This window comes from Brevibacterium sp. AGC70 (assembly GCF_057334195.1).
This window is the reverse complement of the sequence record NZ_JBHFIH010000010.1, coordinates 42,221-64,728: the sequence shown is the minus strand read 5'-3', so window position 1 is coordinate 64,728 and position 22,508 is coordinate 42,221. Positions and strand designations below refer to the sequence as shown.

Sequence of the window (22,508 nt, the reverse complement as noted above, 5' to 3'; positions counted from 1 at the left end):
GGGTGCAACTGCGTTGCCTGCGCCCTGGCCCGGCGGCTCTCGGTGACTCATGGCCTCGATGAGAATTACTTCTTGAGCTTCTTCTTTTTCTTGTCTCCGGTCGTGAACATCAGAGCCAGCCCGATCGCGGCCAGCCAGGTGTCCTTGGCCACGGCGGTGCCGGACTCGGAGGGGCGGATGCCGTCATCCTGGGTCATGGAGTCGATCGCGAAGTAGTTCGCAACGAGCCCGGCGGAGAACGTCGTCAGAGCGGCACCGGCGATACGGGTGGGCACGAAGGGCAGCAGCAGTGCGGCACCGACGGCGATCTCACCGTAGGACAGAAACTTCCCGAATTGGGCCGGCGTCATCTCTTCAACAAACGGGACACCATTGGCAGCCATCTGCTGCAGGCCGGCGGCGGATTCCTCATCGAGGCCGAGCTTGCCGATGCCGGAGTTGAGGATGAACGCACCGGGAACGGCGCGCAGAAGTGCTGTATCGAGTCTCATGAGCATTCCCTTCGTTTCGTCATGTCGTACAGCCCCACAATAGTCGACGATGTGATCGCGGCCATGAACACTATGAACGCAACCGAGACAGCCGTCACAGTCTCTGGAATGCTCATGGAGAAATTCTTCGCGGCCCGATGTCGCGAGCACCACCACTCAAGGAGGAGACATGGCAACGTTGCCATCAGACAACACCGTCGCCGAGGCGGATCCCACCCCGCCGCAGCGCAAGAAGGACCGTACGCACTGGCTCTACATCATGGTCATCATCGCCGTGTTCGCCGGTGCCGCCATCGGACTCATCGCCCCCGAAGCCGGTAAGGCGCTCGAACCGCTGGGCAAGGCCTTCATCGCACTCATCAAGATGATCATCGCCCCGATCATCTTCTGCACCATCGTCCTCGGCGTCGGCTCCGTGGCCAAGGCGGCCACCGTGGGCAAGGTCGGCGGCATCGCTTTGATCTACTTCCTCATCATGGCCACCTTCGCCCTGGTCATCGGCCTCGTCGTCGGCAACCTCATCCACCCGGGTGAGGGCCTCAAGCTCGAACCCTACGAGGCGGCCGCCGGCGGTGAATCCAACGGGACCGTTGACTTCCTCATGAGCCTCATCCCCGGTGACATCGCGGTCCTGCCGACCCTGGTGCTCGCACTCCTCGTCGGATTCGCCCTGCAGTCCATGGGCAAGGCCGGCGAACCCGTCCTCAAGGGCATCGGCCACATCCAGGCCGTCGTCTTCAAGCTCATGATGATGATCATGTGGGCCGCTCCCGTCGGTGCCTTCGGTGCCATCGCCGCAGTCGTCGGCAAGACCGGTTGGGCCGCGATCGGTGCGATGGCGACCCTCATGGGTGCCTTCTACCTCACCTGTGCCCTGTTCATCGTCATCGTCCTGGGCTCCATCCTCAAGGTCGTCACCGGCCTCAACATCTTCCTGCTGCTGAAGTACCTGGCTAGAGAGTTCCTGCTCATCTTCTCCACTTCCTCGTCCGAGTCGGCTCTGCCGCGTCTGATTGCGAAGATGGAACACGCTGGAGTCTCGAAGCCTGTCGTCGGAATCACCGTGCCCACCGGGTATTCGTTCAACCTCGACGGCACCGCCATCTACCTGACCATGGCATCTCTGTTCGTCTCCAGCGCCATGGGCATGCCGATGAGCCTGGGCGAGCAGATCTCGCTGCTGGTGTTCATGATCATCGCCTCGAAGGGTGCCGCCGGCGTCTCCGGTGCGGGACTGGCAACTCTGGCCGCGGGCCTGCAGTCACACCGCCCCGAACTCCTCGACGGCATGGGCGTCATCGTCGGTATTGATAAGTTCATGTCCGAGTGCCGTGCCCTGACGAACTTCACCGGCAACGCCGTGGCCACCCTGCTCATCGGCAAGTGGACCCACGAGATCGACATCGACCAGGCTCGTGCGGCTCTCAATGGCTCCAGCCCGTTCGACGAGCAGTCGCTTGAGCCTGACGTTCACGGTTGGGCTGCAGCCACAACTGGTGACGAAGCGGGCGAGAAGGAGCGCGCCACCGTCAACGCCTGAGCCCTGTTTCTCTAATGCCGTCCCGACGCGGGTGCCAATACTCCACCAGCTTTTGGAGTAACAGCACCCGCGTCGTTTCATTTCCGTCCGCGCCGAGACAGCCGACCGAAGATGTCAAACGGGTGAAGTTTGCGTTGTGTCAATCGCATCTTCGACACTCGCCCGGGCGTCCAGGAGCTCTTTTCGTGCCACAGGGATGTCTAATCTTCCGTCGGGCGCGATCACGCTCAAGGCACCTAGGCACTCGCCCCTCGACATGATTGGTACGGCAACAACGTCGACGATGTCACCAAGCCATTCCGAATGGGATTGCGCGTACCCCTGTGCTCGAACCGCATCTAATCTGTCAGCCATCTCAGCAAAGCGGCTCGTATCCAAGTGGGCGTCAAAAGCTAAGAGCACCATCCCCGAAGCTGAGGTTCTGAGTTCCAGATGGGGCTCTGCCGTCATCGAGAATGGCCGTTTGGGCTCATTTCGTTCGATGATGATCGCTTCGTTGCCATTGAGCACCGCGTAGGAAATCGGCTCGTTGAGCGTCTCAACCAGATGTTCCATCGCTTGGCTTACTTGAGGAGGTACTCCCGAATATTCGATGGCAAAACGACCGAATACAGCGGCGCGTGGAGACAGCTGATAGTCTCGCTTCTCGTTCTGAACCAGCCAACCGACTTCGGCCAGCGTGGAGACGTACTGGTGGGTCGCGGCCCTTGACCACTCGAGCTTCCTTGCCAGCTGCGACACACTTGCCAAGCCGTCGGGGAACGTCAGAAACGTTTCCAATACCAATATCGTTTTGCTCACGGACTGCAGGCTCATGCCACCCCATTATTCCTATTATCTGAGCGGTATGCCCGGTAGCGAATGATCGCCAGGCATACCGCACTATGGCTCAAAGCAGATTCGGTTTGCCCGGGTGCATCACCTGTGGATCAAGATCATACTTCTCCGCAATCTCGTCGAGTTCACCTGACTCGCGCATGTCCTTGATCACGCTGTCAAGAGCTTCACCTAGCGCCTCATTGTCCTTTTTAACTGGGAAGTTGGTCTGTCCCGCGGCGCCAGTAGCTGGAACACGCTCATCGGGCTTCAACGGCGTGACGGTGAAGCCTTCGATCTCATGCTTCTTGAGATACTGCATGCCCGCTATGTAGCCCTGGACCGACCCTTCGATTCGTCCCGATGCGATGTCATCGAACACGGCGTCGTCATTCTGATAGATCTTGAGCTTACTCCCGAAGACCCCCTTCATGTCGTCTACTCCGATCAGGCCCTGTCCCACTCCGATCTCCAAACCTCTGAGACCGTCAACAGTGTCGATACCTTCCTTAGTGACGGAAGAGAATGGTGAGGTGACTACAGGGGCGGACAAACGTACTTTCTCCGCGCGTTCTGCCGTCCGATACCAGGATCCGAGCGTTGTATCCGCCCGTCCCGTAGCAACCGAGGTGATCATCGCCGGGGAGTCACCCTTGTTGATTGTCAAGGTCAGGCATTCAAGCTCGGCAAATTTGGTGAGCACGTCCCCCTCCAACCCGCTGAGCTCTCCCGCAGAATCCGACATTGAGAACGGAACGTATTCGTATTGGGCCACAGTCAGGACGCCCTCCGTAATAGTCTTGAGTCCCTCGTCGCGCGGGGTGCAGTCTTCACCCACAGATTCGGGGGCACCGGGAGGTGTTCCGCCACATCCGCTTAGGACAAGCATCGCGGCCGCTGCCATAGTAGCCATCAGGTTCTTTTTCATTGCGACTCCTTTGTCGTTCGGGTTTGTTGATATTGAGGATGCAGAGTTGTCAGGTGGCGGCAACAGGTAGCGAGGGCGATCCTGTGAGCAGGGACCTCACTGCCTTTCGTTTCGAACGCTTCTTCTGTCTCATCGACTTCTCTAGGTAGCCGCTGAGCACAGCGCCAGGAATCGTGATGCACAGATACAGCACCGCCGCGGCTGTGTACACAGACATGTACTCGAATGTCGCAGCTCCGATCACCCCAGCATGCTGCATGATTTCAGGCACCGTGATGACGGTTGCCAAAGATGTCGCTTGGAAGATGATGATCGTCAAGTTGACAAGCGGCGGAATCGAGATTCGAGCTGCTTGCGGAATTACGATGAAACGATAGGTGTCTGCAGCCGACATCGACAGAGAATTCGCCGCCTCAGCTTGTCCAGCTGGCACAGAGTTGAGTCCTGCACGAATCATTTCCGACGAGTACCCAGCAGCTGAGAACATCAGGGCTGCCAAGGCCGCTGGATGCGGGTCGAGCATCAGTCCAAGTTGGGGAAGCCCCTGATATACGAGGAAAAGTAGTACAAGGATTGGAACTCCTCGACCAAGTTCGACTATGACAAGAGCGGCGTAGTGGACGACTCTCGAAGGTGATTCAACACCCAGGGCGAGGAAGAACCCGAGTATATAGCCGCCCAGGCAGGAGAACAGAGTGAGAGATATGGCGACGCCAAGCCCCGGCAAAAGATCCGGAATGTACTGCGGCCAATCGTAGAGCCAAGAGAAATCACTCATGCGAGTGCATACCTCCTCGTAATGCGGGCATGGATATTGCGTGAGAATGCGGCGATCGGCAGACTCAGAGCGAGATAGATCAACCCGGCGGTGCCAAACATATATAGTCCATGCGCGTGATACTGAGTCATGATCCCCGCTCTGAATACGAGGTCAGCGACCCCGATCGTCGACACAAGCGCGGAATCCTTGAGCAGCCCGATAACCTGAGTCGCAACGGAAGGGCTGACTGCTCTGAACAGCTGCGGACCAATGATGAATCGGAGGGTTGAAAACTGGTCGAGGTTGAGTGCCCCTGCTGCTTCCCATTGCCCAGCCGGTACGGCTTGGATCCCTCCGCGATAGATTTCGGCCATATATGCCGTGGCGATGATCGAAAGTACCAACAGAGAAGCGGTCACCGGCGAAAGAGTTATGCCAAGTTGCCCTACGCCAAAAAAGGCTATGAAGAGCCACACGATCGTGGGTATACCTCGGACGACATGCACAATGGCGTGGTAGATTCCCCGGGCTGCACTGAATCGGCTCTGGGCCAGAGCAAGCATCGGCAGTCCCAGGACGATTCCGATCGCCGCCGAACCGAAGGTCATGACCACCGTCCAGCCAGTGCCCATCGCGATATATGCGATGATCTCCCCCATGTCAGCGCCCCAATACCGCTGATAGGAATTTGCTCGTGCGCTCCTGGTCAGGATCAGACATGATCTTTTCAGGGCTACTCTGCTCTATGACCGCACCATCGACCATGACCGCGATCTGGTTGGAGACCTGACGCGCGAATTCCATTTCATGAGTGACGACCAGCATCGTCATCTCGTCAGCGGCGAGCTTGCGCATCACCTGAAGAATCTCTGCACCAATCTCCGGGTCGAGACCGGATGTCGGTTCGTCGAAGAGCATCAGTTCTGGATCCATAGCTAACGCTCGCGCAATCGCGATCCTCTGCTGCTGTCCTCCGGAGCACTGAGCTGGATACGAGTCAGCTTTGGATGTGAGTCCGACTCTGCCGAGCTCTTCCATTGCCCTTTCCTCGGCTTCTGCTCGAGACCGTCGGTGAACCCGCATCTGAGGAAGTGCGACGTTCTTCAGCGCAGTGAAGTGAGGAAAGAGGTTGAAGGACTGAAATACCATCCCGGTAAATCGCCGCAATCCGGCGACCTGCGCTTTACTCGGCCGACCATTGTCGAAATCAATGCTCGTATCACCTATCCTCAGACTCCCGGCATCAGGAACCTCAAGGAGATTGAGACAGCGAATCAAACTCGATTTTCCCGCACCCGATGGCCCGATGATAGAGATCACCTCGCCTTTGGACACTTCCAAAGTAACGTTGTCAACGGCTCGGTGGTCCCCAAACTGCTTGCTTAGCGACCGAGCTGAGACAAATGGTCCACTCATGGCAGACAGCCCTTCTTGAATGTTCGTCGTGTGAGCTGACGGTTGTGTAACAGTCATGCTTCAGTCCCTTCACAGCTTCTTGAACGTGCGGCGGTAGAATTCCAACCAATTGCCGCCCATGATCTTCGCGACCTCTGCATCGACGAACCCGCGATCACGTAGGCATGTCTCCGCGTTCGGGAACTGAGAGGGATCATCGAACCAGCCCAGCCGAGGCTGCGGCCCCGCGTTGCCTTTCGAACCTGCCCCGTATTGAACCTCCCGCGCCCACCGGCCCTGGCGCATCCATTCAAGGTAGGCTTTGCCTCCAGTTTGATCGAAGTCGGTACCGATGCCGACATGGTCGATACCGATCCTGTCGACCGTCCAGGCCACAAGCTCCGACCACCTCTCTGCGGTCGTATATTCGCCGACTATGTTCCGATACACGGAGAGCCCGATGACTCCACCATTGTCTTTGAGCGCATCAAGCACTTCGCTCGGTTTGTTTCGCGGATGCGGAGCCAGCTCAGCAGGATTTGAATGAGTGATGGCCACAGGTTCCGCAGAATGACGGATTGCATCTATGGTCGTGGTGTTCCCAACGTGAGAAAGATCGACGACCATCCCACATCGGTTCATTTCACGGACTACGTACTTCCCGTATCGAGAAAGCCCCGAGTCGTGGGGTTCATAGCAGGATCCACCAATGTCGGATTGGATATTATAAGTGAGCTGCCCTACGCGGGTGCCCATTCTGGCGAAGAGTTCCACATACCCGAGCCGTCCTTGGAGGAAGGCCACATTCTGGAATCCGAGAAGAATCGCGCATCGCCCTGACTGTGCGATCCGTTCGATGTCATCGGCTGTGTAGGCGATTTCGACGAGATCTGAATTGTCCTCTGCCATATGCTGCCAGCGAACGATCTGATCCATCGATTCGGTTGCGTCCTCCCAAAAGCCCACCGTGACAGTGACACAGCCGACTCCTCCGGCTGCAATCTCTTCCAGGGCCGGGCGGTGTTCCAGTCTCTCCTTCTCCAGCGGAGTGCAGAGCAGGCTGTCTACATACAACATTGTGTGTCCTTCGTTTCGATTCTCGGTGGGCTGTAGTGCGGCGCTGCAAATACGGTCAATTGAAAGCGGTGAATTCGGCGATATTCCGGTTGTCGAGCTCGTCGGGATCTGTGAGTAAGTGAAGTTCTTCACTGGTGAATTGCTTAGTAATACGCTCTCCCGGTCGGATGACATCCAGGACGGTGCCTCCGGTATGCTGCCGCGAGATCGGGGTATCGACGTCGAGCCCTGCATTGCCTCGGTAGTAGATCTTCCAGAATGTCTCTGCGCCAATCGTCTGCCCATTGACAAAGAAGTCGTTCATTGCGGAACGGTACTCGCGCTCGAGCTGCTGCGGCTCGCGGCTGAGTCGAACTGTGCCGACAATGCCGGCAGCTGTCTGTTCGATCTGGAGATCGACCCCATATCGCTTCAACTCAAGTCGAAGCCCCGGGAGCACCTCGTCGGCTTCGGCATTGTCGATGACGAAGGATCGGCCCAATGTGTTTGCGTTAGCCCCCAGCAGATTGACGAGTACATGTCCGGTGACCAGCAGACTCTGTCGGTGATTGTCGATAGCGAGGATGTCATCTCTCATTCCGAAGCTTGGAGCCTGCCACATGATTGCGCTGCCGTTCTCCGAGGCGATATCGCGGATGAGGAGTTCCCCGAAAGTCGACGCCGCACGCAAGTCGGCGACAAGAGCCGTGATGAAGAACTCTCGGGCCCCGTGCCACGATCCGTTAGGCAGGTTGAGCGCCTGATAAGCACGCCCTGCCATGAGTCTCATTTCACGATATTTGCAGTTGATCGTGGTGGTCGCATGATCGGATGGTGGCGAGATAGGTGACTCGGTCGGGGTGAGGACGGCCGTCCCTAGTTGGGGCGATTGCCCGGCACCCGCAGCGGAGTGGTCACCGGATGCCGCATATGGCGCGGCCGGAGTTTGTGCGACTGGCGCCTGCGCCAGCCTGATCTCAGGCTTCGAATAGGACCACCACCAGGTCGAAGCGTCGGCGTCGCCGATCTCATCTCGGTACGGCGCGCCCTCGAAGATGATCCCTCGCACGTCCCGCCCCATGTGGTCCTCGGTGCGGTCTAGACCGTGGATGAACGAATTGACGAATCGGATCACCCATACAGGCACGAAGTCCGTGTCGTGAGGATCTACATGGGCCGTAGCGTATGGCATGTCGGCAAGAGCCACGACCAGGCGGGCTATGTATTCGAGGTCGGGACGCTTCGCGATGAGAGCGCCCACGGTCGCCGTCGACGTACAATCGACCTCGTCGATAGCTGCAATGAGTTCGCGCACCTCGTCGGGATAGCTCTGGATGAGTTCATGTGCATCCGGGACTTCTTCGCGTGGACCGGAACGCGGCTCCTCAGCAGCTCGGGACTGATACCAGACTCGGTCGCGATTTTCCTCGTCGTTGAGCGGAAGATCGCGCGCCCAACTAAAGGCTCCTGCAGCCATCTCCCGAACCTCCTGCAGAGTAGTCTGCGGAGGCATGTCGAGCTGTTCGTCGAAAGCTAGACGCGATTGCACAACATCGTCGCAGTAGTCCGGATCGAGCTCGATGACCAGTGCCCCGAACGAGTGCAAAGCTTCCTTGCTTACCTGATTCTCGATCTCGCGATGAATCTCCCCGAGAACTGTACGCCCACATGTGGTGGTGATGTCCCCGCGCATTCCCGCCCGGACTTTCGCGCGGATACGACGCAGATCAGCCACGATCTCCATGTTGCTCGTGAAGAACCTGTAGGAGGTGTTGAGAAAGGACCGGTACCGGATCGTTCTGCTGAGGTGGGATTCGAGTACAGCGAGCCTCTCTGCCGTACTCGAACTCGGGTCGTTCAGGATGTGATCGAGTACATCGAGGTAGGCAGAGATATAGGAATTGACGAGCACCGGACGGTTATAGAAGAGCATTGCCAGCCCCAGAGCAGAACCGTTGCCCACGCCCAAGAGTCGCTTGACATCCCTGTTGAACTTCACAGCTGTATCCGGTGAGTCGAGTCTGGCGAGTTCCTCGACGACATCGACGGAAAGCTCGCGCATGAGGTAGGCCGACAACATCTGCGCGTGATACGAAACTGCTAATGGATGACCGTCGGGAATCGCTCTGAACGGCATCGTCCCAAAGGTCCCGTTTCCGTCCAACCCGGTATTGCGCATGAGATATCCGACTCTGTGGAGCTCTTTGGCGTCGGGTTGCCTGCCCTCGGCCAGGGCTGCTCGCGCGTCTCGAAAAATCCGTAGGCTCTGATTCGATCGGAACCATACGAGCGTATTCGGAGTCGCGCGACCCTCGTAGAGCCGAGGGATCTCTTCGCGGGTAGCACGCACCTGCTCCGCCGTAGCCACACCGTCAAGTAGGGCGCCAACCATGTCCCAACTCGTGCCGATAATGCGCCCCGTTCTGTTCTTGTTGTGCGGCTCCTGCAGAAACGCCACAAACGTCAAGGATCCTTCGGGGGTAGTGATCGCATACCGTAGTTGCCCGTTTCCCCTGGCATCGAGTTCGAAAACCTCTTTTTCGATCTTCCACTTCTCGCGGATCATCTTGGCCATGAAGCTGCGCGATGCGGAGAGACGCGTCGGCTGCATGGCACCGAGATTGCGGGGGTCCATCATTGTGTGCGGATCGACGAATTGCGTCGAGGGAACTTGTGCCACGGTGCACTATCCTTTGTTCTGTAAAATATTGCTTGACGCCTATATATCTTGTATTGACGTAATTTGACAGTAGCAAAGGACTCCACAGCTTGACTAGAGGCGATCACAATCTTTTTTCAGTTGGCGAGTTGAAAGAAGGCAAGTAGTCGCTGTCCGCCAGACTGCAGCCGCATCGCTTCGAACCTCTCGTTGGCACGGGCGCCAAAGTTCGCATCGACAAATTGAAGTTCGAGTTCTCGGCTCAACAGCTTCAACCCGTTCGACGGGCTCTCACTTAATTCCGGTGTACACGAATCCGAGGCCATTCCGACTCCGGTGCCGATAGTCCCCCAGCTTTTGGAGTATCAGCACCCGCATCGTCTCGTCCTCACCCTCGCCGAGGCGACCGCCCCGTTTTCGTGACATCATTCCCGGGGACGAGCGAACAGGAGGCATTGCCGTGGGACCTAGTGCAGGCAACACCGTCAACCACACTGCCATCCGCGGCACCCTCGGCCTGGCTCTGGCGATGGGAATGGGTAGGTTCTTCTACACACCCGTCCTGCCCCTCATGGTCGCTGCCCTGCACTGGAGCTCGGCTCCAGGTGCCTGGATCGCGACCGCGAACTATGTGGGATACTTCTTCGGCTGCCTGGTCATCGCCCGTGGATGGGTGGACCCAGACCGCGTCACCTACAGGGTCGCTCTCGTCGCCTCCACTCTTTGCCTGTTCGCCGTGCCGGTGAGCGAAAGTCTTGCGTGGCAAGGTGTGGTACGCACTCTCGCTGGAGTTGCCTCAGGTCTCATCTTCGTCTCCATCACCGGGCGCATCCCATTCGTGGCCCGCCGACCCCTGGATTCTGGTGTCATCTATGCCGGTGTGGGTACCGGCATTCTCATCTCCGGCGCCATCGTCCTCGCCGCCAGCAGTTTCCTCGACTGGCACGAACTCTGGCTAGTCTGCGCAGTCATCAGCGCCGCGTTCACCCTCATCGCCTGGAACTGGCCGCTGCCAGCCCGCAATGAGGACGCCAGCCAACCAGCCGAGGCCACTCCCCCACACGCGCAAACAGCAGACCCCACAGCAATCCCAAGCCGGCGCCGAGCCTTGGCCTCCCTGACCGCAGGCCACTTCTTCCAAGGTGCTGGTTACATCATCATCGGCACCTACCTCGTCGTCCTGGCCGAACCCGTCTTCGGCGAAAGCGCGGCCGCATCGACCTGGATCGTCGCTGGAGCGGCAACCGCGGCCTCACCTCTGATCTGGTCGAACGTCGCAGCTCGCATCGGCACCCGCCGAGGGCTTGCCCTGTGCTATTCGCTGCAGGTCGGCGGGGCCGTCCTCGCCGTCTTCGCCTCCAACCCGATCCTGCTCTTCGTCTCCGCAATCCTCTTCGGCGGAACCTTCATCGGGGTGGTCATGATGGTCATCGGAGTGGGCACGCAGATGGGCATCTCGGCCGCGGCCGCGAAGCTGATGACCTGGTACAGCCTCGGCCAGATCGCCGGCCCCGCATTTGTGGCCATCGCGCTGAGCAAGACCATCATCGGCAGCTTCATCGCGGCCGCGATCGCTCTGGCACTGGGCATGGGACTGACCTTGTTCGGTGCGCTCAGCAGCACCACCGATAAATGACGCCGAGGTGGCAGAACAGTCCCGTACCCACCCAACGACACCTGTCGCGTCGTCCCCGCTATGATTGAAACTGCAGACTAAGTACTGATCACACCGAGGGAGACGCACCGCGATGGCGAAGCTGAAGAAGATGGTCTCGGCAGTAGGTTCCATCAAGGACCTGAACAGCGCCCGAGCCGAGTTCGACGAAGCCTCCCGAGTCCTGCTCGACGAGGCGATCTTCCCACCCGATGACATTCGTCCGGCGACAACTGATGCCCGTACTCTTCTGCTTCGGATCACGCATGCTGCCGAGTCACAGAAGACCAGTAGCCAGGGTGACACTTTCGCGGCCATCCACATCCCTGCGGCGAATGACTTCGCGGTCGTGATGACGCTCAACCCTTCAGCGCAGATCGAATCGGGTCAGACCTTCGCCACGATTGCCGATGAAGGTGGCTGGCCAGTCATCGTCGCCATGGTCGAAGACGTCTTGGGTGTGCGCATCGATCACGTGGCCGAACTCGAAGCCTCTGCGCTGGGCGCTGTAATCAATGAGCTAGGCGGCCTGCCCGTCTACAGCCGAACCGCGTTCTCAGCCGGCGATGTGGAGTTCATCGAGGGCACCAACAACCTCAACGCCAGCTCAGTCGGTGCATTCGCCACCGCCGACCCGGTCGACGATGCCGGCCAAACACGCACCCGCAATCAGCGCGCCGCACTGCGCGCTCTCATCCAGGCGCTCAAGACAGGCGGCCTGGCTAAGGACCCCAATAAGGGGGCCACTGTGCTCGGTCATTTCGCCAGCGGCATCCATCACGATAAGACCCTGACGACGCTGGAGCTCGGCAAGATTGCCAACAGCCTTCGCCAGCTCGAATCAGATGACATCGCCGTCATCACCATCCCCACGACTTCCCGCCGCGCAGACGATGGCACCGTCATCATCGATTTCGATGCCGAGGCCGTGCCTGCACTCAAGGACGCACTGGCCGGCAACGACCTGCCGGACTTCTTCCGGTACCTGGTGTCACTGGGGTACTGAACCTACTTCTTACGCATGATGAACACCGTCACTGAGCTGCCCGCAATGTCGATGTTGAGCTCGTTATCGTCAGCAGCAGGACTCGCTGATGCACTCGCACTGCCGGAGTTCTTCGGCCCGCTGTAGGGGATCGTGTCCGGCAGCGGATTTGATGGAATCACCTTCGTCGCGCGCTTCGCATCGTTCGAGGGTCCGTATACCTGAGACGCCTTGTCCACTGAGAATCCCTTCGGCATCTTCAGCGACACTGGGTTGCCTCCGACCTCGGCAGCATCGTTGGCGTTGATAATCGTCGTTACGAGTGTCTTGCCATTATCCTTCGACACGGTATAGGCGCTCATGTTCCCACCACCCTTCACCGAGGTCTTGGTGAATGTTCCCCCGATGCTCGGAACGACGAGCCTGAGACCCAGCATGTTAGGCCGGGGAACGAAGGTATCGGATCGCTGCCCATGATCGGCCGGGTCGCAGACGAGCGACATCGGCGCTCCCCCATTGCAAGCACCGAGCATTGAGTGCATCGCCATCCGTTCCACCCCGAGTTGTGCAGCGTAGAGCGTGTAGTCAGCAGCCCACAGTGCCGAAGCATTGGTCAGCGAGGTGTCGTTCGTACCTGGACAGCTCGTGGGCCCGGTCTCCTCCAGCCAGAGAGGCAGACCCGCGTCTTCAGCTTTCTCTCTGCCGATGCCTAAGTTCTTTGTAGCCGACTTCTTCGCCAACGGATCTACGAGATTCTCTGCTTGAGGCCCCCGTCCAGGCACTTTTCTGGAGTCGCATTCGGGGAGCTGATACCAATGCTGGGACATAGCGCTCTTGTGCTTAACGTCGGAATCAACGAATGCCTCCATCCACACACCGTCGTAGACATCCGGACCGATAATGGGAGCATCCGGTCGTTTAGTGTGAATCGCCTTCGCATAGGCCTCGAGCTGCTCAACGTACTTCTCCTTGCTCCAGCTTTTGCCACGCACAGCGCCATTCGGCACATCTTTCACCGTGTACCCATTGGGCTCGTTCCCAATCGCGAGACCAACCAGGGAGTCACCGAGGATGTCGACCGCATGCGCCGCCATATCGGCTCCACGTTTCGGGTCGTATGATCCCAGCGGGATGCCGAGTGTCACGGTGGACCCAGTGGCAGCAACGAGCTTCTTCAGTCGTTTGAGGTCGTCGGGGGTGACAGCAACCTGCTCACCTTTCTCAGGCTCCTCCCCCGCCGAAGTCCAAAACATCCTGCGATCAAGGGCGTTTCCACCGAAGCGGAGCCCCGGCGAACCGAGGGACCTCAGGACCTCTTCCAGGTTCGAAGCTCCGGGGTCCAGTCGGGAGTCGGCAAGCGTCGTGGATTCGAACGAGATCCCAATGTTGCCGGCACGCAATTCCTTACCTGCAGGCTGAGTCGAGGGCGTGATGACCTGTCGCTGACCGGCGACGTCCGTGGGCATCTGCTGTTCGAACTCTGTCGCTGTGGGGCTAGGTTCCACGGAAGTTGCACCACCGCCTGTTGAGCTTCCAGAGTCAGAGGGACCTGAAGTGCATGCCGAAAGGACGAGGAGCGACGTCACGGAGACGGCCGCAACCGTCCTTCTAGTCAACATCGCTCTATGGGCCCCTTCTGGACGACGTGCAATTCCGGAGTCAGAAACTCAATGATCACCACGACACACGAACTGCAGTCGGCAACCGATCACTCTAACTTCACATACCCGAATTTGCGCATGATCCGAGCGATAACGCCGGGGCGATCCTGCACGACAACAGGTGCAGGATCGTTAACCTCCTGAGTAGGATTCCAGTATTCTTCGCTTCGCGTAACGTAGGATGCATCCGGCTTGTAGGGCGGTGCCACGAACGACAGATGTGGACGCTCCCACGCGATATTCCGCCGAACAACACGCGCCGGCGCACCCACTGCGACGCAGTTGTTCGGTATTGATCGTGTGACCACACCACGATGTCCGATCACTGACCCATCGCCCACTTCGGCACCCGCCAACACTACCGCTTGCCGGCCCAGCCACACATGACTGCCTATGGTGATGTCTTTTGCCGGGTTGACGCGCTTTCCCGTGGAAATATCGAAGATCGGATGCCCATCGTCCGCTCGGATTTCGTTGTCACTGGCAAGCATTACATCATTGCCCAATCGCACCGTGGCACCTTCAACCGCGCTGATGACGCAGGCAGTCGTCGAGGTTACGTCGGCTCCGATGACCACATTGGAGTCTTGACCTACTCTGATATTCAATGCGAACCCATGCTTCGAGTTTGGGCCTATGACCAAGGTGCCGTTGTCACAGTCGAAAATCACCAAGAGCTTCTTAAACTTGGCATCGGGGTGGACCGTGACACGATTGTTCCTCCCACGAATAGTCACGGCCACGTTCTTGTCAAAAACCGTGGGCGAATCGATTGTGTTACCCAGATCGTCACTGTAATCAGACAGCGCAGTCAGCTTCTTCACGCGAGCCAGTCTACCGAACACCTGCGCCACCAGCCCCTACACTGATGACAGGCAATAATTCTCGCGCCGCCGACACGCATGGCCAATTTCCGTAAACGCCATATTAGATAACTACCTCTGAAGTTAACACATTATCGATTGATTTCGTCGCTTAACTGAATTGGTCTTTAGTTACTTACCTAAACTTCTGCCTCCTGCGCGGTCGTTCATGTGGATATCAGTGACAGTTCAGCGATTGTTCATGTAACATACCTGATGGGTTCGACTGTCGACCCCAGTCCAATTTGGCCGTACTTGAGGGTTGCATGTCCGAGAACGAATCACTCCTGACCGTCGTTGTCGAGGCAGTGGACAAACTCGACAGGGAGTCAACGACGTATCGGCGGCTGATGTCTGCCCGACTGCACTGGGAGAACTTCTTCGAGATCAGAGTCGTCGACACCACGCTGTCAGCTGAGCGGATCGCCGAGCTTTGCAATGAGCGGCCGAGTAAGTACATCGTCTTCATCAGACAGAATCATCAGTTGTCTGCAACTTATCTCAACACGATCCTCAAGCACCTCAGCACTCGCACTGTGTATATGGCCGACCCTCACATCTACAGCAGCACAGTCCCAAAGGAGATCGGGAAACCAGCGAACGAACTTGTCTACGCCTATGACCGGGACACAGATGTCTATGGTGCGGTCTTCAATACCGGTCGATTGGCCGATGCGCTCAATGCGATCAACGATATCGACCGCACGTCCGTCTACTTGGCGTATCGCCTCTATTGGTCGATCAATGACATCACGCCGCTAGCGACCGGCTACTCAGTCGCATCAGTCACTAAGTCGGCCATAGGTCTGCCTCTGGGCCACGGGCCACGGAGGCTTTTGCCGCTCATCCCTTCTGGTTCGACGAAGATTCGACTTCAGATCCTTCGACTTCTCGTCTTATTCCTCAGGGGGTTGCGGGAGTCGGAATCCACCGAGGTGCCGCTCGATCATCTCCGCGATATTGTCAGCACTTATCAACTTGCCAAGTACCTGCGTTACTCAGAAGCCATGCACCCCTTCGAGTGCGCGTGGATCAAATGGTTGGATGAACCTGCGGCCACTCAGCACCTGTTCAAACAACTCTCCGACAGAGACGCCTACCTCGAGTTCAGCGAAGGTCCCAGTTCGGCAGAGGCCGACATCGATCTCCACCGCATTGCATTCAACGATCAGACGGTGACGGTCAGCAAGACCTATCGCCCACATTGCCCGGAGCAAGATTCGCCCGCAGTCTACAATTATTATTCCCGGCCGATCACCGAAAGATCAACGATCATCTTCTTCGATCGGCCGATGCAAGCGGATGACAATGCAGAGTATCTTTATGCGCATTTCACCGAGCGGCGCCCTGAATTCAGCAAAACCTACTTCGCGCTGAGCCCCAAATCGCCAGACTGGGACCGACTGAGTCAGCGCGGATTCAAACTCCTACCGATCTTCACCCCCGACTTCTACGAGCATTTCCTTCGTTCCGACCTCGTAGTGTCCTCGCAGATCTACAACCTCCGATACAAGAGCAAGACACTGGCCAACTCGCGGTTCGTCTATCTTCAGCACGGAGTGCAGCTCAATGACATGACGAACTGGGTGAACTCAAAGTATTTCGATATCTTCGTTGCTACTGGAGTGGTTGAAGCGGACTATCTGAGCAAAGTTGCACCAGTTGAGGTGATTAATTCCGGGCTCCCTCGACTCGAGACCCTGGAGCGGCAGACGTCAGATCGACGCAATCTCCTTTTCATGCCTACCTGGCGTTTTAATCTACTCCACGCCAGCCCGGACCAATTCAGAGACTCCCAGTACTACCGCGCGATCAACGATCTGCTCACTGACAAGACTTTGCTGGAGTTTCTCGAACATACCGACCGAGAGCTACACGTGAAGCTTCACCCGAACGTCGAAAACCGGGCAGATTTCTTCCGGTTCTCGGATCGGGTGGTCAAGTCCGACCTCAGTTACAGGAGCGCGATCTCGGCTGCCGAGTTTGTGTTCACGGACTACAGCTCGGCGGTGCTGGACGCGTCATTTGTCGGTACCCCTATCGCGTATTACCAATGGGACGAGGAGGACTTCTTCCTCGAGCAGCCCTACGAAAGCCGACTTGACTACAGAGAGGACGGTCTCGGCCCTGTGTTCACCGACCACGCTGAGGTCATCGCTCATCTGACTGAAGAGCACTTCTGCACTCCGGACGCAGAATTGGAGTCAAGGCGAGACCAGTTCTTCGCCGGAGTCGATACCAACCGAATCAATGACACAATCATCGACCGAATGCTGAGCCTGTGACAAACTCCCCGATCAATGCTGCCCGGCGTCGACTCATCGGCACTGCCAAACAGTTGGCATACTCCCCAACGATGCGCAATACCGCACGCAAGGCCATTACTTCTCAGGCCGCAGCGCCAGTACGGAAGGTGCTTGAGGAGAAGGGTCTCGAAGGGCACCTGCGACGGTTCACCTCTGAGAGCCTGCCTGAAGGGCAATACTTCGCGAAACTAACCATTGACGACTGGCAATCTTTCAACGGGCAGAGTTTCCGCCTCTATCAGGAGTCAAGAATCATCTACGGGAACGAAATAGAGCCGCCGGCTAAGGGGTTCCCGCTGGAGTACCGGAATATCATCGTCACCTCGCCGAAGGCATCTGATTTCACGCTTGATATTGACTCTCCCTACACTCTGCAGATCGGCAAGGGAGCGTTCACCACTCTGCAGCAGGTGTCCTACGACAAACAGTATGGCGTCGAGCAGCATGGCGATATCTTCTATTCAGTGCGCGGGAACACAACTGCACCCAAAAAGCTGTTCATCACGTTCCCGGGCTTCGGCCCTTCCACCTCTCGAGTCTCTTATGCGGTGAGCTACCTCAAGGGGATTACCGAATTGGACCTTTCCGACTCGTTGATGATCTGTTTCCAAGACCGGTACCTGACTGCGGGCTCCTACATGCTCATCGACAATGCGGGCCGTTCGCTGGTCGACCGAGTCAACGAGGTGATCAGAGGCTTCGTCGATAAACACGATATCGCCGAGAGCCAAATGCTCTTCTTCGGGGCGTCCAAGGGCGGCAGTATCGCAGTCCAGTATGCAGAGCCATACCCTGGGTCCCGATTGTTGATCGCAGTTCCCCAAATGCATTTGAAGTACTACCTCGACAAGCCATTCTTCAAGGACAACATCTACAATGAAACTGGCATGCATTCGGTACCGCAGCCAGAATCTTTGATCCGCCGGTACTTTGACCAGGGTCGGAACATCGACTATTTCTATACCAACTCTGACGAACAGAGCAATTTCTCTCTCATCGAGGCTGTAGCTGATGTTCCGGGGCTCACGAAATATCGGGTCGATGGAAAGCACGGAGAGGTCGCAAAAAAGGCTCTGCCAACCATGCTGGGGTTGATGCGCCAGTTCCTTGCTGGCGCGGCCACGGAACAGGAACTGACAGTCGAAGATGTTCGCGCTTTCGACTATAACGACTCCACAGGTGTTCAGGTCAGAATAGACGACGAGAGTTCTCCGTCTAGTGCCACCAATTGGTACTTGCAGAGCACGCTTGGGCGAACACAATTCCTGCTGTTGCTCTCAGATCATGAACTCCCTTTTGTCAAGTACACCAATCCGAACCAGCACATTCTCTCGGCCCTCGACAATGTAACCAGCGAATGGATGCTAGTCGCTCGCGAAGACGACGGCACAAACTGGGAAGGCCAGCTTCCAGAAAAATCTCTCATACAAACGACTCTTTCGCCGTCCCAGCCACGTTCGGTCGGCAAACTCCGGTTGGACAACTCCACTCCTATGGAACACTTCATCGTGTCTGACAACCACATCTCCAACTTTGTCTATTCATCCCGGCGGGGACATGGAAACACCGACGCGATCGACATCCACGTTGTGGATGACATTCGCACAATCGATCTCGCCGAGATCAGCATGGGCACTGATTCCAAGTTCGTCGCTGCGGTGGAGACTGACGAAATCGACGAACGCGTGGATCTCATGATCAATCGCCTATCGGTGATTTCCGGCTGCGCTGCCAGAAACGTTTCTGATGATCGCATTAGCCACGACGAAGAATCCCGGCAGCACAACTCTGTTTTAGGCAATCAAGGCACAGCTGAAACCCACCTGCTGCTCACCGGCGGCTGAGATATACGGCCGCAAGACTTGTCATGGCGGCCCCGCGCTTCGGGTCGTATGTGCCCAGCGGGATCTCAAGCGTCACTGTCGAACCGGTGAGGTCAACGAGCCCCTTCAGACACTTCAAATCGTTCGGGGTCACTGCGTCCTGCTCGGCCTACTCCCCCGTCGACGTCCAATGCGCTCTGCAGTCAAGGGTGTTTCCACCGATGCAGAGCGCCAGCGAATCGAGGGACCTCAGTACCTCGTCCAAGTTCGAAGCATCGGGATCTACCCGGGAGTCGGCGAGCGTCGTGGATTCGAATGAGGTCCCTATGTGCCGGCAAGGACCTTCTTACTTGCCTGCTGCTTCGGGCGCGCGATGGCCTACCTGCTGCACTGCGACGGGGTAGCAGGTAGCCGCTGCTTGAAGTGCAGACATCGGCCTGCGGCGCCGTTCCACGACGTGTGGAAGTCGGTCGAATTGAGGGTGGCTACAGCAACCCGGGCCAATGCCATTTGCTAACCAATCTGAATACACAGAGCCTCAAGTCGAATGCTCGATATTTGCGCAAGCACTAATGCAGTATAGACAAGAGGCCTCGACTCCGATCTTCGTCAATCTTTTGGGACCAGATGTTTAAGAACTGACAGCACAATTAGACGATAGTCTTCGTCCCGATAGTGGAAAGGCTGAGGCCCCCACTTGTGGCTTCGGTCGATACGTAGCTGCCTACTCGTCTTTGTTACGGTCATTGCGACCATGGCGTGCACAAGTTCACGATACCGAACATACTTAGCATTTGCGGCGGCAGCACGGTCGGCATACTCCTCAGCTTCAGTCGGCTTGACAGTGTGCAATCGATTCCAAGCGTCGCCGAAGCCGCGACCTCGGGCCAGGACTCTACCAGCGTCACGACTACCACGCTGAAGCTTGCGCCAATGACGACCAAGCTTCGCGATGCTGTCGTTTTGCGGGTGCTGAGCACCATCGACGGCGCCAGCCCATTCAATGTCAAGAAATACGATCTTTTCCCGCAGTCCCGCCTCTTCGAGTCCAGCAATGAGCTTGTCGAACCCGGTCTTCCAGGTCTCAAAATGCTCGTCAGTGCCGAATTCGACTAAACGCGCGCCGGCGCGACGCACGTTGCGGGCCGCGCCGCAGGATTCGATTTCGAGGGAATTCGTCATGGTGCTTCCGTCGGTAAACAGCCAAAAACCGCGCCGCTCGTCAACGAGGTCAATCAGTACGAGATCAATGTATTCGGCGTTCTCAACTATTCTTTCGACCCCATTGCCTTTCAGGTCGCTGAGGACCATCCGCCTTTGAAACGCGGAGTCGAGCCCGGTGACGTCAATACCCGCGGTGCCATGCGGTGATTCGATGCTTGTCACTGACTGGCGAGCGACGTAGGTAACGACCTCAGCATCTGGAATGAACTCGGCAGTATCGCGACTCACGCAAGAGCCGAAGATCGCAATTTTCATGTGTGTGAATCCTGAGCGATCGAGTCTGTTGTCTCTCGTAGTTTCTGTCGTTCTTGGTAACGCTCATCAGCAATCTTCCGAGCCCTCGTCTCTAGACGGCGGCCAGTTAAGTCATCTGAAGTCGCCACCGATGATGCCCTGTCCTTCGGATCCGCAGCGCGCAGGACGACTCGCTTTTTGCTGGGACGCAACCGCAGTGGTGGTGGCTCGTCGTGGATTCTCGGGGCGCTGACTGCCTCAGACGCCGGTTTAGGCAAGACCGGGAATTTGGCGGCAGGCAGCTGTTCGACGTCAATCTTTTCCGTCCATACCTGTGACTCGGCTGCAGCCAGCTGTGATGCTTCCGTCTCTTCAATTTCGTTGACATGAGTCTCTCGCTTGAAGTGGCGAGCATCTTTTGACGCCTGAACCTTTGAGCGACGGGCAGCATGACGTGGGATCGGGTCCTCGAGCAGTTCCGGCTCGAGAATATTGATCTCGTCAATGACCGCGTTTCTGACGACATCGTGAAGAAGCTTATCGGCGATGTCTTCCTTACCCTGGGCCACGTTCCATGCCCACCAGCGATATTTTTCCGCCACTGCCTCGGCAGGACCATCCATGAGGATCTCACCCTTGTGCATCCACACTGCACGCGTGCACAGTTCTTGGATCACTTTTGCCGCGTGGTTGACCAACAGCATTGTGCCGGCTTCGGCTAATAGTTCGTCCATGGCGCGTTCGCTTCGCTCGGCAAAGGTTGCATCGCCAGTAGACAGAGCTTCATCGACGAGCAGGATCTTGGGGCGGGCAGCTAAAGCGATCGCGAATCTCAGGCGTGCTCCCATGCCCGATGAGTATGTTCCCATTGGCCGATGAATGGCTGGTCCCAAGGCAGAGAGCTCAACGACGTAGTCGTAGGCCTCGGCAGCTTCGTCCGGAGAGAGTCCCATGGCAAGGCAACCCAGGCGAACATTCTCACTGCCGGACAGACCGGGTTGTAGCGCAGCGCTGACACCCAAAAGTAGCGGCTGGTAGCGCACCAGAATCCGCCCACGGTCAGGCTGCTCCACTCCCGCGATGTTGCGCAGAAAAGTTGACTTCCCGGAGCCGTTGGCACCGACGATTCCGACCATCTCGCCTTCGCGGGCAACGAGGTTGACACCGCGCAGAGCACGCACTGTTGTCTGATGCTGTCGGCCCAGGGCAGCTTGGCCCAATCGCCGCAGCCCTTTGGACTTGTGGCTTGGGTCGTTAGTGTTGACGGTGTATCGAACTTGCACGTTTTCCGCGATGATGTTCGGAGCGTTGAGGTCAGAGTCGGCCATAGCTCTCCTCCCCCCTCCAGAAGAATACGAACCCGACAATGAGTAAACCGAAGGCCCATACGATCCCCATCGCCCACATCCAAGCCGGCGAATCGACGCCATAAAGCAGGGAGTTCCTGGCCAGGGTCAGGTATGAATGCATTGGGTTGAACTGCATCGCCGCCAAAATTGCAGGGTGATTGTCCAACCGATCCTCAATGGAGAAGAACACCCCGGAACCGTAAAGCCAGAACCTGCTGATGATTGACATGAAATTGCTTAAGTCGGGGATCTTGTGACCTATTCTTGCGAGAAAACAGGCCAGGCCGACGTTGAAGATCGTCTGCAGAGCGATGATTGGAACAATGAGGAGCACTCGCCAGGTGATCACCTCGGCCGGTTCAATGACTGCGATGAGGAGGATCATGACGACGACGCTGGGGATGAAATCCAGGAAGTTGCGAACCACCGTTGAAATCGGCAAGGCTGCTCGCGGAAATTGGAATCCTTTGATCATCGAAGCACCGGAGCGAATCGAATTGGTTCCGCCAGTCATGCACTTGCCCGTGTACTGGAAGAAGAAGACACCGATTACTAAGTAGCCGATGAAGTTATCAATTCCTCGTGAGGATTCGAGGATGAATCCGAAAATGAACCAGAATGCCAATACCGACAGCAAGGGGTTGAGGAACAGCCAGCCGTAGCCGAGGAGGTTCTTCCTGGTCGAACTGCTCATCTTGGCCCGGGACTCAGCGATGATGAAGTGGCGCCGGTTCCACAGAGCTGTCAGGTAGCTGCGCAAGCTG

General features: G+C 57.4%; 18 protein-coding genes. 5 read left to right on the top strand and 13 right to left on the bottom strand.

The genetic code is table 11. The features are described 5' to 3' along the window. Positions 1 to 65 precede the first annotated feature (65 nt). A complete protein-coding gene (locus ACE03M_RS07815) occupies positions 66 to 491 on the bottom strand; it encodes a hypothetical protein (protein ID WP_235349679.1) in 426 nt (141 codons plus the stop codon). A gap of 169 nt (positions 492 to 660) precedes the next feature. On the opposite strand from ACE03M_RS07815, the gene ACE03M_RS07810 reads away from it, so the two are divergent. Beyond that, entirely contained in the window at positions 661 to 2,031 is a 1,371-nt protein-coding gene (locus tag ACE03M_RS07810) for a cation:dicarboxylate symporter family transporter (protein WP_485933415.1), read from the top strand. Positions 2,032 to 2,145: 114 nt separating this feature from the next. On the opposite strand, the gene ACE03M_RS07805 is transcribed toward ACE03M_RS07810, so the two are convergent. From ACE03M_RS07805 to ACE03M_RS07775, 7 genes are all read right to left on the bottom strand, one after another. Further along, complete coding sequence (locus tag ACE03M_RS07805; protein ID WP_096162396.1) at positions 2,146 to 2,847, bottom strand: IclR family transcriptional regulator; 702 nt, start codon at positions 2,845 to 2,847, stop codon at positions 2,146 to 2,148. A gap of 73 nt (positions 2,848 to 2,920) precedes the next feature. After that, positions 2,921 to 3,775, bottom strand: a complete 855-nt coding sequence (locus ACE03M_RS07800) for a substrate-binding periplasmic protein (protein WP_143923661.1) — start codon at positions 3,773 to 3,775, stop codon at positions 2,921 to 2,923. Between the two features lie 49 nt (positions 3,776 to 3,824). Further along, positions 3,825 to 4,553 (bottom strand): amino acid ABC transporter permease, encoded by a 729-nt coding sequence (locus tag ACE03M_RS07795; RefSeq protein ID WP_143923662.1) that lies wholly within the window; start codon positions 4,551 to 4,553, stop codon positions 3,825 to 3,827. Next, on the bottom strand, positions 4,550 to 5,194 hold the full coding sequence (locus tag ACE03M_RS07790) for an amino acid ABC transporter permease (RefSeq protein WP_143923663.1): 645 nt from the start codon (positions 5,192 to 5,194) through the stop codon (positions 4,550 to 4,552). The genes ACE03M_RS07795 and ACE03M_RS07790 overlap by 4 nt, the downstream gene beginning before the upstream one ends. A 1-nt stretch (position 5,195) precedes the next feature. Continuing rightward, the gene (locus tag ACE03M_RS07785; protein WP_260848215.1) at positions 5,196 to 6,008 is read right to left on the bottom strand and encodes an amino acid ABC transporter ATP-binding protein; all 813 of its coding nucleotides are present in this window, start codon (positions 6,006 to 6,008) and stop codon (positions 5,196 to 5,198) included. A 12-nt stretch (positions 6,009 to 6,020) separates the two neighbouring features. Further along, positions 6,021 to 7,007 (bottom strand): dipeptidase, encoded by a 987-nt coding sequence (locus ACE03M_RS07780; protein ID WP_186293166.1) that lies wholly within the window; start codon positions 7,005 to 7,007, stop codon positions 6,021 to 6,023. A 55-nt stretch (positions 7,008 to 7,062) separates the two neighbouring features. Continuing rightward, positions 7,063 to 9,666 (bottom strand): hypothetical protein, encoded by a 2,604-nt coding sequence (locus tag ACE03M_RS07775; protein ID WP_186293167.1) that lies wholly within the window; start codon positions 9,664 to 9,666, stop codon positions 7,063 to 7,065. Positions 9,667 to 10,105: 439 nt separating this feature from the next. On the opposite strand from ACE03M_RS07775, the gene ACE03M_RS07770 reads away from it, so the two are divergent. Continuing rightward, positions 10,106 to 11,281, top strand: a complete 1,176-nt coding sequence (locus tag ACE03M_RS07770) for a YbfB/YjiJ family MFS transporter (protein ID WP_260848217.1) — start codon at positions 10,106 to 10,108, stop codon at positions 11,279 to 11,281. A 112-nt stretch (positions 11,282 to 11,393) separates the two neighbouring features. Beyond that, entirely contained in the window at positions 11,394 to 12,305 is a 912-nt protein-coding gene (locus ACE03M_RS07765; RefSeq protein WP_485933413.1) for an LCP family protein, read from the top strand. A gap of 2 nt (positions 12,306 to 12,307) precedes the next feature. On the opposite strand, the gene ACE03M_RS07760 is transcribed toward ACE03M_RS07765, so the two are convergent. Both ACE03M_RS07760 and ACE03M_RS07755 read right to left on the bottom strand, forming a co-directional pair. Continuing rightward, the gene (locus ACE03M_RS07760) at positions 12,308 to 13,789 is read right to left on the bottom strand and encodes a hypothetical protein (RefSeq protein WP_485933411.1); all 1,482 of its coding nucleotides are present in this window, start codon (positions 13,787 to 13,789) and stop codon (positions 12,308 to 12,310) included. 203 nt (positions 13,790 to 13,992) lie between these two features. Then, positions 13,993 to 14,769, bottom strand: a complete 777-nt coding sequence (locus ACE03M_RS07755) for an acyltransferase (RefSeq protein WP_485933409.1) — start codon at positions 14,767 to 14,769, stop codon at positions 13,993 to 13,995. A gap of 347 nt (positions 14,770 to 15,116) precedes the next feature. Here ACE03M_RS07755 and ACE03M_RS07750 point away from each other — a divergent pair, with 347 nt between their 5' ends. Further along, positions 15,117 to 17,093 (top strand): CDP-glycerol glycerophosphotransferase family protein, encoded by a 1,977-nt coding sequence (locus tag ACE03M_RS07750; RefSeq protein ID WP_485933408.1) that lies wholly within the window; start codon positions 15,117 to 15,119, stop codon positions 17,091 to 17,093. Between the two features lie 71 nt (positions 17,094 to 17,164). Further along, positions 17,165 to 18,958: a hypothetical protein gene (locus ACE03M_RS07745; protein ID WP_485933407.1), complete on the top strand. Its 1,794-nt coding sequence runs from the start codon at positions 17,165 to 17,167 to the stop codon at positions 18,956 to 18,958. 588 nt (positions 18,959 to 19,546) lie between these two features. Here ACE03M_RS07745 and ACE03M_RS07740 read toward each other — a convergent pair. From ACE03M_RS07740 to ACE03M_RS07730, 3 genes are read right to left on the bottom strand one after another with little or no spacing between them, the layout of a single operon-like run. Next, positions 19,547 to 20,416: a DUF6270 domain-containing protein gene (locus tag ACE03M_RS07740; RefSeq protein ID WP_485933405.1), complete on the bottom strand. Its 870-nt coding sequence runs from the start codon at positions 20,414 to 20,416 to the stop codon at positions 19,547 to 19,549. After that, positions 20,413 to 21,723 (bottom strand): ABC transporter ATP-binding protein, encoded by a 1,311-nt coding sequence (locus ACE03M_RS07735; RefSeq protein ID WP_485933404.1) that lies wholly within the window; start codon positions 21,721 to 21,723, stop codon positions 20,413 to 20,415. Before ACE03M_RS07735 ends, ACE03M_RS07740 begins: the two co-directional genes overlap by 4 nt. Beyond that, the gene (locus ACE03M_RS07730; protein ID WP_485933403.1) at positions 21,710 to 22,504 is read right to left on the bottom strand and encodes an ABC transporter permease; all 795 of its coding nucleotides are present in this window, start codon (positions 22,502 to 22,504) and stop codon (positions 21,710 to 21,712) included. Before ACE03M_RS07730 ends, ACE03M_RS07735 begins: the two co-directional genes overlap by 14 nt. Between the last annotated feature and the right edge of the window lie 4 nt (positions 22,505 to 22,508).

Coding starts and splice junctions, on each gene's coding strand:
- ACE03M_RS07815 (WP_235349679.1), bottom strand. CDS start 491: ATGAGACTCGATACAGCACTTCTGCGCGCCGTTCCCGGTGCGTTCATC.
- ACE03M_RS07810 (WP_485933415.1), top strand. CDS start 661: ATGGCAACGTTGCCATCAGACAACACCGTCGCCGAGGCGGATCCCACC.
- ACE03M_RS07805 (WP_096162396.1), bottom strand. CDS start 2,847: ATGAGCCTGCAGTCCGTGAGCAAAACGATATTGGTATTGGAAACGTTT.
- ACE03M_RS07800 (WP_143923661.1), bottom strand. CDS start 3,775: ATGAAAAAGAACCTGATGGCTACTATGGCAGCGGCCGCGATGCTTGTC.
- ACE03M_RS07795 (WP_143923662.1), bottom strand. CDS start 4,553: ATGAGTGATTTCTCTTGGCTCTACGATTGGCCGCAGTACATTCCGGAT.
- ACE03M_RS07790 (WP_143923663.1), bottom strand. CDS start 5,194: ATGGGGGAGATCATCGCATATATCGCGATGGGCACTGGCTGGACGGTG.
- ACE03M_RS07785 (WP_260848215.1), bottom strand. CDS start 6,008: ATGACTGTTACACAACCGTCAGCTCACACGACGAACATTCAAGAAGGG.
- ACE03M_RS07780 (WP_186293166.1), bottom strand. CDS start 7,007: ATGTTGTATGTAGACAGCCTGCTCTGCACTCCGCTGGAGAAGGAGAGA.
- ACE03M_RS07765 (WP_485933413.1), top strand. CDS start 11,394: ATGGCGAAGCTGAAGAAGATGGTCTCGGCAGTAGGTTCCATCAAGGAC.
- ACE03M_RS07745 (WP_485933407.1), top strand. CDS start 17,165: ATGCGCAATACCGCACGCAAGGCCATTACTTCTCAGGCCGCAGCGCCA.
- ACE03M_RS07740 (WP_485933405.1), bottom strand. CDS start 20,416: ATGAAAATTGCGATCTTCGGCTCTTGCGTGAGTCGCGATACTGCCGAG.
- ACE03M_RS07735 (WP_485933404.1), bottom strand. CDS start 21,723: ATGGCCGACTCTGACCTCAACGCTCCGAACATCATCGCGGAAAACGTG.